This is a genomic window from Lentzea xerophila (genome assembly GCF_051094245.1).
Taxonomy (GTDB): domain Bacteria; phylum Actinomycetota; class Actinomycetes; order Mycobacteriales; family Pseudonocardiaceae; genus Lentzea; species Lentzea xerophila.
Genome location: NZ_CP194934.1, coordinates 7,770,176 through 7,785,410, shown reverse-complemented (window position 1 = coordinate 7,785,410; position 15,235 = coordinate 7,770,176). Strand labels below are relative to the sequence as shown.

The window sequence follows — 15,235 nt, the reverse complement described above, 5'->3', positions numbered from 1 at the left end:
TCTAGCGTCGAACGGTGAGTTCCCCGTCGCTCCTCTGGTTCCGTCGCGATCTGCGGACATCCGATCATCCCGCCATTCTCGCGGCGGCGGAAAGATCTCCTCGATCACTCGCGTTGTTCGTTCTCGACGACAGGTTGCTGAAACCGTCCGGACAACCGCGAATCGATTTCCTGCACCGGTGTTTGCACGCGTTGAACGACGAACTGGGCGGCCGGCTGATGGTCGTGCACGGCGACCCGGTGAAGGAAGTTCCGCGGATGGCGAAGGAGATCGGGGCGGAAAGCGTCCACATCTCGGCGGACTTCGCGCCGTACGGGCGCCGCCGGGACGAGGCCGTCGAGGAGGCGTTGGGGGACATCGAACTCGTCCGCTCCGGCTCGCCCTACGCCGTCGCGCCGGGCCGGGTGCTCAAGCAGGACGGCACGCCGTTCAAGGTCTTCACGCCGTTCCGCAACGCCTGGCTGGACCACGGCTGGCGCAGGCCCGCTGACTCCGACTCGTCCACTGTGGACTGGATCGAGCCGGCCTACAGCGTCGAGATCCCGGCTGTGGCAGAGAAACTCCCGGACGCGATGGCGCAGTGGGAGAAGTTCCGCGACGAACGGCTGGAGGACTACGACAAGACCCGCGACCGGCCCGACCTGGACGCGACGAGCCGTATGTCGGCGTTCCTGCGGTGGGGCGTGCTGCACCCGCGCACACTCCTGCAGGACTGTGCCGGAACGTTCCGCAGCGAGCTCGCCTGGCGCGAGTTCTACGCCGACGTCCTGTGGCACCGGCCGGAGACGGCGCGCGAGAACCACGACCGCAGGTTCGACCGGCTGAAGCACGACGACGACCTGGAGTTGTTCGAGGCGTGGAAGAACGGCCGCACCGGCTTCCCGATCGTCGACGCGGGCATGCGCCAGCTCCAGCAGGAAGGCTTCATGCACAACCGGGTGCGCATGATCGTGGCCAGCTTCCTCGTCAAGGACCTGCACCTGCCGTGGTGGTGGGGCGCGCGGCACTTCATGCGGCACCTGATCGACGGCGACCTCGCCTCGAACCAGCACAACTGGCAGTGGGTCGCGGGCTGCGGCACGGACGCCGCGCCGTTCTTCCGCGTCTTCAACCCGGTGACGCAGGCGAGGAAGTTCGACCCGGACGGCGCCTACGTCCGGAAGTACGCGCCGGACTCAGCGAGCCTGACGCCGATCGTCGACCACGCGGTCGAACGCCGGGTGGCGCTCGACCGCTACCAGGCCATCAGGTCCTGAGCGCCTCGCGGAGCTTGACGCGGGCGCCGGTCCTCAGCACGGCGTTCGCGTAGACCTTGCCGCCCAGCCAGGTGATCGCCGCGATGGCCGCCAGCGCCAGCACGACCGCCAGCAGGACCTGCCAGGCCGGTGCGACGCCCAGCGCCATCCGGCCCGGCATCAGGATCGGGGCGAACGGCGGCAGCAGCGACAGCACGGTGACCGTCGTGCCGGACGGGCTGCCGATCATCAGGTTGATGCCGGCCACGAACGCCACGATGATCGTCATGCTGATCGGCGTCAGCACCGACTGCAGCTCCTCCTGCCGCGACACCAGCGACGCGGCGGCCGCGAACACGGTGGCGTACAGGAAGAACCCGAGCAGGTACCAGAGGACGCCGGTCAGCAGCGCGGCACCTCCCAGCGTGCCCACGTCGATCACGTCGAAGGCGGAGGACAGGCCGAGGCCGACGGTGGAGATCACCAGCAGCTGCAGCAGGCCGACCGCGCCGAGGCCGATCACCTTGCCCAGCAGCAACTCCCACGGCCGCACGGCCGCGAGCAGGATCTCCACGACCCGGCTGGACTTCTCCTCGACCACGCCCTGCGCGACCATCGTGCCGTAGACCAGCAGCGAGTAGTACAGCAGCGCGGCCACGATCAACCCGATCCCGAGGCGCTGACCTCGTTGCGGGTCAACGGGTTCGAGCGCGGTGACGGCCACGCTGACGTCCGCGAGGTCCTGCGCGACCTGCTGCGGGGTGATGCCCGCCTCGGCGAGCTGCGCGATCAGGACCTGCCGGCGCAGCACGTCGTTCAGCGCCGTCGTCAGCACCTCGTCGCCGGAGCCTTTGACGATCATCTTCAGCTCCGGTGGCGCGCCGGTCACCAGCGCGTCCAGCGAGCCGTCGCGGACCTGCTGCTCGGCGTCGGCCATGGTCGTGACGTCCCGCGTCTCGACCTCGACACCGAACGACTTCGCCTTCTCCCGCAACGGTTCCGCGAGCTGCGTCGCCTGCCCGGAGAGCCCGACGACGCTCTGCTGCTGGTCGTTGAACAGCAACGACTGAAGCACCACGTACCCGGCGAGCACGGCGATGATCACCGCCGTGCCGATGAGGAACGACCGGGTGCGCACCTTCGTCACGAACTCGCGCTTGGCCACCAACGAGACCGCTCGGGCCGACGTCATGCGCTCCTGCCCTCGGTGGTCACGACGTTGCGGAACAGCTCGGTCAGCGAAGGCCGCTGCCGGGAGAACTCGTGCACAGGACCTGCGGCGAGCGCCGCGTGCAGCACCGTCTGGTCGTCCACGCCGTCGGCGAGCTCGAGCACGCAGCGCGTCCCGTTCCTCTCGATCACCCGCACACCGTCCAGGGTGGCAGCCCACTCGGTGGTTGGCGACTCAACGACCAGTCGCGGCAGCCCGCCGGACCGGAGTTCGTCCACCGTTCCGTTCGCGACCATCGCGCCGGCGCTGACGATGCCGACCCGGTCGCAGAGCCGTTCCACCAGGTCGAGCTGGTGGCTCGAGAACACCACGGGCACCCCGGCGGACGCCTTCTCGCGCAGCACCTGGCTCATCACGTCCACCGCGACCGGGTCCAGGCCGGAGAACGGCTCGTCGAGCACCAGCACGTCCGGTTCGTGCACCAGCGCGGCGGCCAGCTGGACGCGCTGCTGGTTGCCGAGGCTCAGCCGCTGCACCTCGTCCGTGCGGCGGTCGCGCAGCCCGAGGCGCGCGATCCAGTTCTCCGCGCTCCTGTGGGCGTCGTTGGTGCTCATGCCGTGCAATTCGGCCAGGTAGACCAACTGGTCGAGCACCCTCATCCGCGGGTAGAGGCCGCGCTCCTCGGGCATGTAGCCGATGCGCCGCCGGGTGTCGAGGTCGACCGCTCTGCCGTTCCACCGCACCTCGCCGGAGTCGGCCGCGAGCACGCCCAGCGCGATGCGCATGGTCGTTGTCTTCCCGGCGCCGTTGCTGCCGACGAACCCGAAGAGCTCGCCCGCGCGCACGTCGAAGGACATGTCCCGCAGCGCGACGACCTCCCCGTAGCGCTTGGAGACCGCGTCGATCTCCAGCACTCCCTCAGGCACGGTGAACCCCTTCGTTAGCCCGGATGGCGTCAATCGGACTGAAAGTATCGGTGAGCAGGGAACGAGTGAAACGATACGGGCGTCTACGGCGAATCGAACGAATGACCAATTCACTCAGCGGGGGTGACCATGCAGGCCATTGACCCGGACCAGTGGCTCAAGCAGTACGGGGCCAAGATCGAGCAGGCGAAGCAGCACGCCGAGCAGGCTCGCGACCAGCTCGGTGGCGTGGGCGGGAGCGCCAGCTCGCCCGACGGCCTGATCACGGTGACGGTCAACGCGACGGGCGTGCTGACCGATCTCCAGATCAAGCCCGAGGCCCGCGGCATGGACCCCTCCGCGATCGCCACCGCCGTGCTCGCCGCCTCCGCGAAGGCCCAGCGCGACGCCTCCGGCCGGGTCGTTCAGATCATGACGGACTTCGTCGGCGACAGCCCCGCGCTCGAGTTCGTCAAGGCGCAGATGCCGAACGGCTACTCCGGCGACGGAACCGACGAGGAAGAACCGAAGTCGGAGTTGGAGCGCAAGGACACGCGGCCTGACGACGACTACTTCACCAACCCGCCCGACGTCATGGCCTGAGTGCAGGAGGGGGTCAGTCATGCAGCAGCAATTCAACATCGACCTGGACGAGCTGAGAACCCACGCCGCCAACGTGGACCGGCTCATGGAACGGATGCGCAAGGCCACCGAGACGTGCGATCCCGGCGCGCTCACCACCGAGGCCTTCGGCGTCTTCCTCGGGTTCCTGGCCCAGAACGTCCTCCAGCAGGCAGGTCTGTCGCAGGACGGGCTCGGCAAGGCCGCGAACTCGCTGATGGACATGGCCACCGGTCTCAAGGAGACCGTCGAGCAGTACGAGCAGGTCGACCTCGACAACATGTTCGGCTTCAAGGGAGGCCGGGGATGAACGCCCCAGCGTCACAGGCCCAGGGCACCGACCCTCAGCAGCTGATCAGCAGCATCTCCAGCACCTACTCCGCCATCGAGCGGGGTGACTGGGTCAACGCGGGCCTCGGCATCGCGAACACGGCCATGGGCATCGTCGGCATGTCCGCGAACCCCCTGAGCGGCTTCCTCTCCGCCGGCTTCAGCTGGGCGATCCAGCACGTCGACTTCCTGCGCGAGCCGTTCGACGTCCTGCTCGGCAGCCCGGAGTCCATCGCGAAGATGGCGCAGTCCTTCCGGTCCGCCGGCCAGCAGGTGCACGGCATCGCGAACGAGTACGAGAAGATCTGTGTCTCGCAGACCCGCGAGTGGGAGGGCCGGGCGGCGGACGGGTACCGCGCCGCGGCCAAGAAGCACGCCGGTGGCCTGGAGACGCTCGCCAGGTCGGTCGAGGGCATCGCCGGGGCGGTCGAGGGCGCGGGCCAGCTCGTCGGCACCGTCCGCAAGATGATCATGGACCTGATCAGCCAGGCCGTGTCCGACATGGTCATGAAGATCATCCAGTGGCTGGCGGCGTCGTTCCTCACCTTCGGCGCGGCCATCGCGGGCGCGATCGCCGACATCGTCACGACCGCGGTCAACTACGCGAAGAAGCTGGCCGACTTCCTGCAGAAGCTCGTCGGCTCGGTGCAGAAGCTGATGAACCTGATCAAGTCGGTCTCGCAGATCGCCAAGGTCGCCGAGCAGGTCATCGACGCGATCTCCTCGATGGCGCAGCGCGGCGGCGGTGGCACCGCCGGTGGTTCCGTGCGGCACACCGCCGACGGCTTCGACGGCATCCGCCGCGACCAGCAGGACCGCGCGTGGGGCGGCGCGGGCGGCACGTTCACGAGCGGCGTGGGCGGCGGCTACGCCGGCACCCGGCCGACCGCGGGCGACGGCCTCGGCACCGTGTCGCCCGGCTGGCAGGGCGGCGACGCGAGCGGCGGGCAGGGCCAGTACGTGCCGCGACCCGGCGTGAGCACCGGACCGCCCGTGCGGCCCATCTACACGCCTCCTGGCGGCCGTGGCGGTGGCTCCGGTTCCGGCGGCTACACCCCGCCCGGTACCGGTACCGGCTCCGGCTCCGGCACTGGCAGCGGTCCGGGTCGCTGGGTTCCTGGGCACTGGGAGTCCGGCACGACCACGACGGCCGGTGGCAACACGACCACGCCCCCGGCGTTCGGCCCCACGCCGACCACGACGAATGCCGAGTGGCACCGCCCGCCGACGACCGACCACGCCGCGAGTGCTTCCGGCGGCGCCGGTGGCGGCGGTGGCGGTGCGCCCAAGGGCATGGGCGGCGGCGGAGGCGGCGGCATGCCCGCCGGCCTCGCCGGCGGCCCGGCAGGTGGTGGCGGTGCCGGCGGCACCTCGGCGCAGTTCGGTGGTGCCGCGGGCGTCATCCCGGCCGGCAGTGGCGGTGCTCCAGCCGCTCCCGCCGCCGCGGGTGGTGCCCCCAAGGGCGCTCCTGGTGGCGCCGGCATGGGCGGCATGATGGGTGGTGCCCCGATGGCCGGTGGCGGTCAGCAGGGCGGCGGCAACGAGCACAAGCGGAAGGTGCGGATCGAGGGCGAGGCGCTGGTCGACCCGCCCAAGGCCGCCAAGCCGGTCATCGGCGAGTGACCTTCCCCGGCACATGACCTTGCGCTGAGAACGGGGCGTCCATCGCGGGCGCCCCGTTTTTCACGCGTTGGTCAGGAGTTTCGCGATCTCCGGTGCCGCCTTCGCGCGGTCCGCCGGCACCAGGCCGATGCGCGTGCGCCGGTCCAGGACGTCGTCGGCGTCCAGCGCGCCCTCGTGCCTGATCGCGTGGATGACGTCGGCCTCGGTGACGCCGGGAGCGATCGGGACGGTCGGGGCCGGCCTGTCGTCGACGAGGCGGATGTCCTTGGTGCGGCACGGGATCTGCGTCAGACCCGTCGCGTTCACCGCGTCCGCCGCCATCCTGCGGTAGGTGGTGAGCTTGCCGCCGACGATCGTGATCACGCCGTTCGGCGCCCTGAGCACGGCGTGGTTGCGGGACAGGTCCGCCGACCTGCCCTGGGCCTCGAGCAACGGGCGCAGGCCCGCGTAGCTGCCGATGACGTCCGCTCTGGTGAGTTCTCGTCGCAGGACCTGGGAAGCGGTGCCGAGCAGGAAGTCCACATCGGACTCCGGAACCGTCGGCACGTCCGGGATGTCGTCGACCGGCTCGTCGGTCAGGCCGAGGTACGCGCGGCCGTTCGCCTGGGGCAGCAGGAGTGCGTAGCGGTTGCGCTCGCCCGGAACCGGGATGGTCAGCGCGGTTCCGGTGAGCCCGGCGGACTTCGCGTCCACGACCAGGTGCGAGCCGCGGGACGGGCGCAGCCGTACCGGTGCGAGCGTGCCGGCCCAGACACCCGTCGCGTTGATCACCGCTTTGGCCCTGACGGTGAACGTGGTGCCGGTGAGCGTGTCGTGCACCTCGGCGCCATCGCCTTGCAGCGTCACGACCTTCGCCCGCGTGATGACCTTCGCGCCGTACCCGGCCGCGGTGCGGGCCAGTGCGACGACGAGCTGGGCGTCGTCGAGGAGCTGACCGTCGTAGCTCAGGAGTCCGCCGGTGAGTTTCTCCGGGTTCAGGCCCGGAACCAGCGCCAGGGCCTCGTGCCTGGGCACCCGGCGCGGCCCGGGGAGCACGTCGGACGGCGTGCGCGCGGCCATCCGCAACGCGTTGCCCGCCCGGAAGCCCGACATGACGAAGTGGCCCGCGTTGGCGTGCAAGGGGAACAGCATCGGCAGCGTGCGGGTGAGGTGCGGTGCCGTCCTGGTCATCAGGATGCCGCGTTCGACCGCGCTCTCGTGGGCGAGCCGCACGTCGCCCTTCGCGAGGTAGCGCAGGCCGCCGTGGACGAGCTTGCTGGACCACCGGGACGTCCCGAACGCCAGGTCGTGCGCCTCCAGCAGCACGGTCCGCAGGCCACGGGAAGCGGCGTCGAGCGCGACGCCCGCGCCGGTGACCCCGCCGCCGACCACCAGGACGTCGGCGACTTCCCGTTGCGCTGCTTCGAGATCGTGCAGGCGCCGGGCGGCGTTCAGGGAGGTGTTCACGGTTTGAGGGCTCCGTCCAGTTGCTTGGCGAGCTCGTCGAGCAGCGCCGTGAAGTCGAGCCCGGCCGTGGCGGGCCTCGTCGAGAGGACCATCGCCTGCGTGCTCAGCAGCACCACGCGTGCCTGCGTCTTGGCGTCCCCGAACCGGATCGACCCGTCCAGGTGCCCGGCCTCGATCTGCCCGACGAGGAACTGCTCGACCAGCCGCTGCGTGCTGCCGAGCCGGTCGGTGAGGTAGGGCAGCATCAGGTCGGCGTCGAGCTGCAGGACCCGCTGCATGAGCGGGTTGCCGGACAGCAGCCTGATGGCGTCGACGGCCCTCTTGATCAGCTGTTCGCGCGCGGTGCCCTGGCCGCCGGCCCGCTCGACCTCTTCCAGGAGGGCGGCGAACTCGCGGGTCATCAACGCGCGCACGAGGTGGTCGATGTCGGGATAGCGCCGGTAGAGCGTCATGCGGCTGACGTTGGCCCGTTTCGCCACGTCGGTGAGGGTCGTCCGGCGCACGCCGACCTCGAGAACACACTCACGGGCCGCGTCGAGCAGCATGTCGTGGGTGTGACGTTGAGACGTCATGTGTAACACTGTAGCAGTGACCAGGGCGAGATGGACCACCGAGACCGTGCCGTTGCCGCCTCACGCGCTGGCGTGGCTGAACCAGCGAGTGGGGCTGGGCGAACCGTTCGCCGAGGTGCCGGTGGAGGCGCCGCCGTCGGCGTTGTCCGCGGACGCCTTCACCGCGCTGGAGGCCGTCAGCGCGATCTCCGTCGAGGACGAGGACCGGCTCGGGCGGGCCGGCGGGCTGTCGTACCTGGACCTGCTGCGCCGTCGTGGGCACGGGTCGCTGGCGGTGCCCGACGCCGTGGTGCGGCCCGCGTCGCCTGCTGAAGTGCTTGAGGTGCTGCAGGTCTGCGTTGAGCAGGACATCGCGGTGGTGCCGTTCGGCGGGGGCACGTCCGTGGTGGGCGGCGTCGAGGCGCTGCGCGGGCCGAAGCAGGCCGTCGTCGCTCTCGACCTGGCCGGGCTCGGGTCGCTGGTGTCCGTCGACCCGGTGTCGCGGGTCGCCGTGCTGCAGGCCGGGCTGACCGGGCCCGAGGCCGAGCGGTTGCTGGGGGAGCACGGGTTCACGCTCGGGCACGTGCCGCAGTCGTTCGAGCGGGCGACGATCGGTGGGTACGCCGCCACCCGGTCCGCCGGTCAGGCGTCGTCCGGGTACGGCCGGTTCGAGGACATGGTCGAGTCGGTCCGGGTGGCCACCCCGGTGGGGGAGTGGGTGGCCGGTTCGGCTCCCGCGTCCGCCGCCGGGCCCGACCTGAAGCAGCTCGTGCTGGGCAGCGAGGGGCTGTTCGGGGTCATCACCGAGGTGTCCGTCCGGGTGCGGCCCAAGCCGTACGGGCCCCGGTACGAGGGGTTCGTGGTCGACGGGTGGGAGGCCGGGGTCTCGCTCGTGAGGTCCCTGGCGCAGGACGGGGTTCTCGCCGACATCACCCGTCTGTCCGATGTGGACGAGACCGAGGTCGCGCTGGAGCTGGCCGGTCCCAAGGCCGACGTCGTGAAGAGGTACCTGCGGTTCCGCGGGGTCAAGGCACCCTGTCTGGTGATCCTGGGGTGGGAGTGCCGGTCCCGGTCCGCGACCATGAGTGCGTTGAGCGGCCACAAGGTCGTCCGCCTGGGGCGGGCCATGGGGGCGTCCTGGCTGCATGGACGGTTCAACGGGCCTCGGCAGAGGGACGCTCTGCTGGACGCCGGGGTCTGCGTCGAGACCCTGGAGACCGCCACTCACTGGTCCCGGGTTTCGGAGCTGCGGTCGGCGGTGCGGGACGCTTTGGTCGCGGAGCTGGGGAATCCCGTGGTGATGTGCCATGTCTCGCACGCGTACGAGACCGGGGCGTCGTTGTACTTCACCGTGCTGGTGCCGCGCGATCTCGCGGATCCCGTGGGGCAGTGGGAACGGGCCAAGGTCGCCGCTTCCGACGCGATCTCCCGGTTGGGGACCATCACCCACCACCACGCCGTCGGGGTCGACCACCAGCCGTGGCTCGCGAAGGAGATCGGGCCGATCGGCGTGGACGTGCTCCGCGCGGTGAAGGACCGGCTCGATCCGACCGGGATCATGAACCCCGGGAAGCTGGTGTGAGCGAAGGGCCACCGCACGCGCGGTGGCCCTTCGGGTCCGATCAGAACTGGACGAGCATCTTGCCCGTGTTGTCGCCGCGCAGCATGCCCAGGAACGCCGACGGGGCCTGGCGGACGCCACCCTCGACGACCGTCTCGGAGTACTTGAGCTCGCCCGAGGCGATCCAGGCGCCGACCTCGGCCACGAACTGCGGCTGCAGCGCCTTGTGGTCGCCCACCAGCAGGCCCTTCAGCGTGAGCCGCTTGCCGATCACCTGGGCCAGGTTGCGCGGCGCCGGGGACGGCTCGGTGTCGTTGTACTGGGCGATCGCGCCGCAGATGGCGACCCGGCCGTGCACGTTCAGGGACGAGATCGCGGCTTCGAGGTGTTCGCCGCCCACGTTGTCGAAGTAGACGTCGATGCCGTCGGGAGCGGCGGCGGCCAGCTGGTCGGCCACCGGGCCCTCCTTGTAGTTGAAGGCGGCGTCGAAGCCCAGTTCCTCGGTGAGGTACTTGACCTTGTCCGCGGAGCCGGCGGAACCGATGACCCGGGAGGCGCCCTTCAGGCGGGCGATCTGGCCCACGATCTGGCCGACGGCACCGGCCGCGCCGGACACGAACACGACGTCGCCCGGCTTGAACTCCGCGGTGGCGAGGAGGCCCGCGTAGGCGGTCAGTCCCGGCATGCCCAGGACGCCCAGGTAGGCGTTCAGCGGGGCGACGGACGGGTCCACCTTCACCGCGTGCTTGGCGCCGACCAGGGCGTACTCGCGCCAGCCCAGGCCGTGCAGGACGTGGTCGCCGACGGCGAAGCCCTCGACGCCGGAGCCCACCGCCGTGACCTCGCCGACCGCGCCGCCGTCCAGCGGGGCGCCCACCTGGAACGGCGGGACGTAGGACTTGACGTCGTTCATGCGGCCACGCATGTACGGGTCGACGCTCATGACCACGTTGCGCACCAGGATCTGGCCTTCGCCGGGCGTCGGGATCTCGACCTCGGCGATCTCGAAGGTGTCCTCGGTCGGCCAGCCCGTGGGGCGGGACGCGAGCCGGACCTCGAGTGCGGTGGTGGTCATCGTCGAACCATCTCCTATCCAGAGTCTTTGCGGATCAGTTATCCGTTTCAACCGGCGGTCAGGGTCGACTGTTCCGGAATGTGACCTAGGCCGCAGGAAGAAGCGTCGTGACGTCGCGGTAGGCGAAGCCGAGGTCGCGGTACAGGGCGATGGCCGGGGCGTTGTCGTTGTCGACGAACAGCGCGCAGGTGCCGTACCGCGCGAGGAGGGACGCGGTCACGAACTGGCAGACGCGCCGGCCCAGGCCCTGACCCCGGTGGGACGGGTGGACGGCCACGCCCATCAGGAAGCCGACGTCGGCCGACGACCACGCCTCGGCCGCGGTGGCGACCAGGGTGGTGCCGGCGTGGACGCCCGCCCAGCGGTGGACGCCCCTCTCACCCGGCCAGGCCCACGACTCCGGGTTGGCCTCGCGCAGCAGGCACTCCACGCCGTCCGGAGCTGGGAGCCAGCAGGCTCCCGCCGGGAGGTCGAGGGTGCCCGAACGGTCCATCCAGCCGAAGGGCTTGTCCTCCCGCCACGGCGTGGGCAGCAGGGACGTGACCTCGCGGGCCAGCCGGCGCTCCAGCAACGGCCGCAGGTCGACGCCGCGGCCGTGTGCGCAGAGCAGCGAGGCGACGCCTTCGGGTGGACCGGAGAGGACGAGCCGGCGGCGCCGGGCCAGGCAGGGCGCGTACACGGCGACGGCACCGCCGTGTTCCCAGGCCGCACCGCCCGCCGACAGCGCCTGGGACGCCCAGCGGACGAGGGAGTCGTCACCGGCGGCCAGCACGTCGGCGGTGGTGCGTAAGCGGCGCACTCAGTCCTTCTGCTTGCGGCGCAACAGGGTCCGCTTGGCCAGCGAGTCCTCCAGCGCCTGGTAGGCGAGGTCCATCGCCCGGTTGTACTCGCCCTGGGGACGGGACGGCACGGACTCGTCGGGCTGCGGTGGCGTGACCATCTGCAGCCAGCGCTCGTTCCACAGCTGCTCGACGGCCGCCTCCCAGTGCAGCGCGACGCCCATCCGCACGACCCGCTCGCGATCGCGCACCTCGGCGATCTCGTGCTGGGTCGCCGCGATCCGCTCGGCGAGCTCGGCGCACCGCACCTCGTCCAGCTTGCGCTGGCGAGCCGCCGCGTCGGTGGCGATGGCGATGATCTCCTTGTAGCGCTCGACAGCGGACACCGCCGGCACCTCGATCACCTCCTCGCTCCTGCGCTGCGACGGGACCGGCTCGAACATCGTCGTCATCATCGGGTTCATCACGCTTCTCCAGTGTCGAACGGGATGATCACTTGCGGTCGAGAGTGCTCGAACCGGTCGAAGAACAGGCCGCGGCGTGGCCTCGGCGACCACGCCATCACCTGCTCGGGCCCGAGCGACAGCAGTTCCTTGCCCTGGACGTCGAACGCCACCCAGGCGCCGATGTCGTCGTAGACGCCCGGCGGCAGGCTCGCCTTCAGCCTCTGCACGCCGCGCCACCAGCCCAGCACGTGCGTGCGGTTCTCCGGGCCGTGCTTCAGGACGGTCCGCAGACTGTCCACACCGGAGGATCGCGTCGCCGGATCTTTCTGCTCCAGCAACGTCTGCGCGGCGTCGACCCCGTACAGCACCAGGTAGTGCGGCGACAGCGGCGCGTCGGTCTCGCCGGTGTTGATCGACTGCAACCGGGCCGCCGTGGCGTCCAGCAGCGCGCGGATGCCGTCGATCCGGATCACCTCGGCGTCGTGGCCGTCGGCGCTCAGGCGCTTCGCCAGGTGCAACATCGACGGCATCGCCTCGTCGACCAGGCAGGCCAGCGTGAACGCCGCCTCGTGCGGGTGGTGCTGCCTGCCCAGTGACGCGGCCGCTCCGCCGAGCACCGCGGCCGCGTCACCGACCACGGAGCCGACCACCGCGATGTTGCGGCCCGGCGTCCGGGCGAAGCGGACACGTGCCGCACTGCCCGCGACGTCGATGACCTGTCCCAGAAGGACGGTAGGCGATGCGTCGCCCGGCCGCAGATCGAGGAAGTCCGGCAGGGCGTCGAGCAGCGGGACCTTGCTGCCGTCGAACAGGCCGGGTGCCTCGCCGGGCTCCCGGCGCCACAGCTCGTTCTGCAGGAAGTCCATGGTGCCCTTGGACGTCGAGTCCGGGATGCGGCAGATCTCGTTGCCGGGCTTCACACCCGACTCGTGGTTGATCACCGCGTGCCAGCGCGGGAGCTCCACCGCGGCGTCGTTCTGCGGCTCCGCCAGCACGCGGCGGGCCTTGGGCAGCGCGATGCGGACGGTGAACTGCTCGAAGATCGCCGACTTGCCCCAGAAACCCTCGATGCCCGAGACGTCCTGCGACGACAGCACGAGGTGGATGCCCTGCGAACGGCCGCGGCGCGCCACGTCCTCCAGCAGCTGGGTCGCGGCGGCGGTGACCTGGTCGCGTTCGCCGAAGAGGTACTGGAACTCGTCGATCACCGCGATGATCCGGGGCCAGCGACCGGACGGGTCCTCGGCGCGCAGGTCCTGCAGCTTGGTGACCTCGTGCTGCTTGGCCGCGTCCGCCCGCCGTCGCATCTCGTCGGACAGGAAGCGGAGCAGCGCCACGCCGAACTCGCGGTCGGTGTTGACGTTCACGCCGACCAGGCGCGCGTGCGGCAGCCACGACGGGTCCTTGCGGCCCGGCGCGAACTGCGCGAACGACACGCCTTCCTTGAAGTCCAGCAGGTACAGCTCCAGCTCGTCCGGCGAGTACCGCGCGCACAACGAGCCGAGCATCGCGTAGAGGAAGTTCGTCTTGCCCGAACCCGAAGGCCCGCCGATCAACGCGTGCGGCGAGGTGTCGCCGAGCTGCACGCAGACCTGCTCCCCGTCGTCGAACCCGACCGGCGCGATGACTCCCGCCGCCGAGCTCTCCGTCCACGGCCGGTCCGGCAGCAGGTCGCCGAACGTGCCCATCCGCGACCGGCGCTCCTCGCGCTTCTCCGCGATGGCGGCACAGGCCCGCGGCACGAGGGTCCGCGGGAAGGCCTGGTCCAGCGTCACCGTCACGTGCTTGCCGGTCATCGTGCAGGTCGCCGAACCGTCACCGCGCAACGCCACGGTCTCCACCGGCGAGTTGATCGTGATCGGGATGTCCACGATGAACAGCTGCACGCCGCACGCCAAACCGTTGCGCGCCACGCGTTGCAGCTGCTGCTGGTGTTCTTCCCGCAACGCCTTGCGGTTGCCGAACAGCACGGCGATCCGCCACGGCTCGGTGCGCCTGCCCTCACCGCTGACCGAACGCACGGTCAGATGCCCGTCGACCAGGACCTTCGTGTGCACCTGGCGGATGTGCTCAGACAGCTCGTCCAGCAGCTCGTGCAGCCGCGCCGGGTCGTGCACCGTCAGCAGGTTCGCGCGGGTCAGCGGGTAGAGCCCAGGCAACGACCCGGTCAGCTGGCCGACGTCCCACACGTGCACGTGCACGAGCCCGGGCTGGAAGTGCGACAGCACCCGCAGCAACAGGCTCTCCACCAGCGTGTCCGCGAGCTGGCGGCTGTCCGGAGTGGACGAGATGTGCAGGTGTGCCTGGTCCAGCAGCGGTACGGCGACGGGGAACGGCCTGGTCTCCGGCGCGGACGTCACCACGCCCGTGCCGATCCGCCACAGCTCCGGCACGCCCTCGCTGCCGTCGTGCGTGCCCGGATGGCCGAGCCACGACTCGTGCGGCCACGACGCGGGACCGGCGGCCACCGTGCTCACCAGTTCGGTCAGCTGGTCGGGGCCCGTGGTCGTCCACTCGTGGTAGGACTGCTGCCAGTCGTGCTTGATCTGGGCGAGCCGCTCGGCGAACTCGGCCATCGAGAGCGGCGACCGGCGCGGGTTGTGCGGGCGCTTCTCGTCGACGGTCAGGAACGGGGTCACGTCCCGCAGCGCGACGTCCTTCAGCGCCCGGTCGACGCCCATGCCGCGCACGGTGAACTCGAACATGTCCTTGGCGTGCTCGGTGGCGAGCGCGCGGTGTTCGCGCGCCACCGAGCCCAGCGCGGCCGAAACGGCGCGCTGGAACTCCGCGAAGGCTTCCTCGATCTTGCGCCGCCGGTCGTCCCGCCTGCTCATCACAGCTCCACGGTGAGTCGTTGGATGCGCTCTAGGGTTCCCACCATCAGTTCGAGTTGATCGGGGAATCTTTCCTTCGCGCGCACGAACTCCGGTGGAAGCAGGGACTCGTGGTGGTTCTCGCTGGACTCGGCGAGGATCGCGACCGCCTCGTCGAGGCCTTCCTGCGCTGATCGCACACTGCGGTACGACTCGCGCAGGATCTCGCTCGCCTGCTCGAGCGCGGCGCGAACCTCGGCGATGGATGCCATCAAAGCCTGCTGTTGATGCCCTCGGCCCCGGAAATGCCCGCGCCGAGGTAGTTCTGCAGCTCGCTCACGCCGGACACGACCTGGGCGAACTGGGCGTTCGTCGTCTCGACGTCCGCCTGCACGGAGCCCTGCGTGACCGATGTCAGCAGCTGCTGCGCGTCCTCGGCGAGCTCAGCCGCCTGCTGGAGGGCCGACTGGCTTTGAGCCGCCTTGTCGATCGCCTGGGCAATTGCGGCACGGACCTCTTCGATGCTGGCCATGTCGGCTCCCGAACCCTCCGGAACACAGATGGTCTGACGACCACCGTCAGTAGAGATTGTGCCCAGATTTTCACAGTTGGAACCGAAGATCGGCTAACCGGGTGGATGCCTGAATCCACTCTAACGGGCCTTGCTTTAATGATCAGT

Annotated in this window: 15 protein-coding genes; 5 read left to right on the top strand and 10 right to left on the bottom strand. The window is 70.4% G+C overall.

All coding sequences use genetic code 11. The features are described 5' to 3' along the window. Positions 1 to 14 precede the first annotated feature (14 nt). Positions 15 to 1,256 (top strand): cryptochrome/photolyase family protein, encoded by a 1,242-nt coding sequence (locus ACRSBM_RS37250; RefSeq protein WP_434451152.1) that lies wholly within the window; start codon positions 15 to 17, stop codon positions 1,254 to 1,256. Here the strand turns inward: ACRSBM_RS37250 and ACRSBM_RS37245 are convergent. Both ACRSBM_RS37245 and ACRSBM_RS37240 read right to left on the bottom strand, forming a co-directional pair. Continuing rightward, positions 1,246 to 2,427 (bottom strand): ABC transporter permease, encoded by a 1,182-nt coding sequence (locus ACRSBM_RS37245; RefSeq protein WP_434451149.1) that lies wholly within the window; start codon positions 2,425 to 2,427, stop codon positions 1,246 to 1,248. The two genes, ACRSBM_RS37250 and ACRSBM_RS37245, sit on opposite strands and share 11 nt — an antisense overlap. Continuing rightward, complete coding sequence (locus ACRSBM_RS37240; protein ID WP_434451146.1) at positions 2,424 to 3,332, bottom strand: ABC transporter ATP-binding protein; 909 nt, start codon at positions 3,330 to 3,332, stop codon at positions 2,424 to 2,426. Before ACRSBM_RS37240 ends, ACRSBM_RS37245 begins: the two co-directional genes overlap by 4 nt. Positions 3,333 to 3,461: 129 nt before the next feature. On the opposite strand from ACRSBM_RS37240, the gene ACRSBM_RS37235 reads away from it, so the two are divergent. Genes ACRSBM_RS37235 through ACRSBM_RS37225 form a run of 3 tightly spaced genes read left to right on the top strand, consistent with a single transcriptional unit; the run spans position 3,462 to position 5,885 of the window. Next, entirely contained in the window at positions 3,462 to 3,914 is a 453-nt protein-coding gene (locus ACRSBM_RS37235) for a YbaB/EbfC family nucleoid-associated protein (RefSeq protein ID WP_434451143.1), read from the top strand. A 19-nt stretch (positions 3,915 to 3,933) separates the two neighbouring features. Next, positions 3,934 to 4,242 (top strand): type VII secretion target, encoded by a 309-nt coding sequence (locus ACRSBM_RS37230; RefSeq protein WP_434451140.1) that lies wholly within the window; start codon positions 3,934 to 3,936, stop codon positions 4,240 to 4,242. Further along, a complete protein-coding gene (locus ACRSBM_RS37225) occupies positions 4,239 to 5,885 on the top strand; it encodes a WXG100 family type VII secretion target (protein WP_434451137.1) in 1,647 nt (548 codons plus the stop codon). Before ACRSBM_RS37230 ends, ACRSBM_RS37225 begins: the two co-directional genes overlap by 4 nt. A gap of 60 nt (positions 5,886 to 5,945) precedes the next feature. Here ACRSBM_RS37225 and ACRSBM_RS37220 read toward each other — a convergent pair whose 3' ends face one another. Together ACRSBM_RS37220 and ACRSBM_RS37215 are read right to left on the bottom strand one after the other, a co-directional pair. Next, a complete protein-coding gene (locus ACRSBM_RS37220; RefSeq protein WP_434451134.1) occupies positions 5,946 to 7,331 on the bottom strand; it encodes a glycerol-3-phosphate dehydrogenase/oxidase in 1,386 nt (461 codons plus the stop codon). Continuing rightward, complete coding sequence (locus tag ACRSBM_RS37215; RefSeq protein ID WP_434451131.1) at positions 7,328 to 7,903, bottom strand: TetR/AcrR family transcriptional regulator; 576 nt, start codon at positions 7,901 to 7,903, stop codon at positions 7,328 to 7,330. Before ACRSBM_RS37215 ends, ACRSBM_RS37220 begins: the two co-directional genes overlap by 4 nt. Here ACRSBM_RS37215 and ACRSBM_RS37210 point away from each other — a divergent pair. After that, a complete protein-coding gene (locus ACRSBM_RS37210) occupies positions 7,902 to 9,464 on the top strand; it encodes an FAD-binding oxidoreductase (protein ID WP_434451128.1) in 1,563 nt (520 codons plus the stop codon). The two genes, ACRSBM_RS37215 and ACRSBM_RS37210, sit on opposite strands and share 2 nt — an antisense overlap. Positions 9,465 to 9,504: 40 nt before the next feature. Here the strand turns inward: ACRSBM_RS37210 and ACRSBM_RS37205 are convergent, their stop codons facing one another. The 6 genes from ACRSBM_RS37205 to ACRSBM_RS37180 all read right to left on the bottom strand — a co-directional run bounded on the left by ACRSBM_RS37205 (position 9,505) and on the right by ACRSBM_RS37180 (position 15,088). Then, on the bottom strand, positions 9,505 to 10,518 hold the full coding sequence (locus ACRSBM_RS37205) for an NADP-dependent oxidoreductase (RefSeq protein ID WP_434451125.1): 1,014 nt from the start codon (positions 10,516 to 10,518) through the stop codon (positions 9,505 to 9,507). 85 nt (positions 10,519 to 10,603) lie between these two features. Beyond that, entirely contained in the window at positions 10,604 to 11,317 is a 714-nt protein-coding gene (locus tag ACRSBM_RS37200) for a GNAT family N-acetyltransferase (protein WP_434451123.1), read from the bottom strand. Further along, positions 11,318 to 11,761, bottom strand: a complete 444-nt coding sequence (locus ACRSBM_RS37195) for a hypothetical protein (protein WP_434451120.1) — start codon at positions 11,759 to 11,761, stop codon at positions 11,318 to 11,320. It lies immediately after the preceding gene. Then, entirely contained in the window at positions 11,761 to 14,577 is a 2,817-nt protein-coding gene (locus tag ACRSBM_RS37190) for an FtsK/SpoIIIE domain-containing protein (protein WP_434451117.1), read from the bottom strand. Before ACRSBM_RS37190 ends, ACRSBM_RS37195 begins: the two co-directional genes overlap by 1 nt. Then, positions 14,577 to 14,828: a hypothetical protein gene (locus tag ACRSBM_RS37185; RefSeq protein ID WP_030467714.1), complete on the bottom strand. Its 252-nt coding sequence runs from the start codon at positions 14,826 to 14,828 to the stop codon at positions 14,577 to 14,579. The genes ACRSBM_RS37190 and ACRSBM_RS37185 overlap by 1 nt, the downstream gene beginning before the upstream one ends. After that, positions 14,828 to 15,088 (bottom strand): hypothetical protein, encoded by a 261-nt coding sequence (locus ACRSBM_RS37180; RefSeq protein WP_030481403.1) that lies wholly within the window; start codon positions 15,086 to 15,088, stop codon positions 14,828 to 14,830. The genes ACRSBM_RS37185 and ACRSBM_RS37180 overlap by 1 nt, the downstream gene beginning before the upstream one ends. Between the last annotated feature and the right edge of the window lie 147 nt (positions 15,089 to 15,235).

Excerpts from the sequence above, each read along its gene's own strand:
- ACRSBM_RS37210 (WP_434451128.1), top strand. The coding sequence starts at position 7,902 with ATGTGTAACACTGTAGCAGTGACCAGGGCGAGATGGACCACCGAGACC.
- ACRSBM_RS37185 (WP_030467714.1), bottom strand. The coding sequence starts at position 14,828 with ATGGCATCCATCGCCGAGGTTCGCGCCGCGCTCGAGCAGGCGAGCGAG.
- ACRSBM_RS37245 (WP_434451149.1), bottom strand. The coding sequence starts at position 2,427 with ATGACGTCGGCCCGAGCGGTCTCGTTGGTGGCCAAGCGCGAGTTCGTG.
- ACRSBM_RS37215 (WP_434451131.1), bottom strand. The coding sequence starts at position 7,903 with ATGACGTCTCAACGTCACACCCACGACATGCTGCTCGACGCGGCCCGT.
- ACRSBM_RS37235 (WP_434451143.1), top strand. The coding sequence starts at position 3,462 with ATGCAGGCCATTGACCCGGACCAGTGGCTCAAGCAGTACGGGGCCAAG.
- ACRSBM_RS37195 (WP_434451120.1), bottom strand. The coding sequence starts at position 11,761 with ATGAACCCGATGATGACGACGATGTTCGAGCCGGTCCCGTCGCAGCGC.
- ACRSBM_RS37205 (WP_434451125.1), bottom strand. The coding sequence starts at position 10,518 with ATGACCACCACCGCACTCGAGGTCCGGCTCGCGTCCCGCCCCACGGGC.
- ACRSBM_RS37225 (WP_434451137.1), top strand. The coding sequence starts at position 4,239 with ATGAACGCCCCAGCGTCACAGGCCCAGGGCACCGACCCTCAGCAGCTG.
- ACRSBM_RS37180 (WP_030481403.1), bottom strand. The coding sequence starts at position 15,088 with ATGGCCAGCATCGAAGAGGTCCGTGCCGCAATTGCCCAGGCGATCGAC.
- ACRSBM_RS37230 (WP_434451140.1), top strand. The coding sequence starts at position 3,934 with ATGCAGCAGCAATTCAACATCGACCTGGACGAGCTGAGAACCCACGCC.
- ACRSBM_RS37190 (WP_434451117.1), bottom strand. The coding sequence starts at position 14,577 with ATGAGCAGGCGGGACGACCGGCGGCGCAAGATCGAGGAAGCCTTCGCG.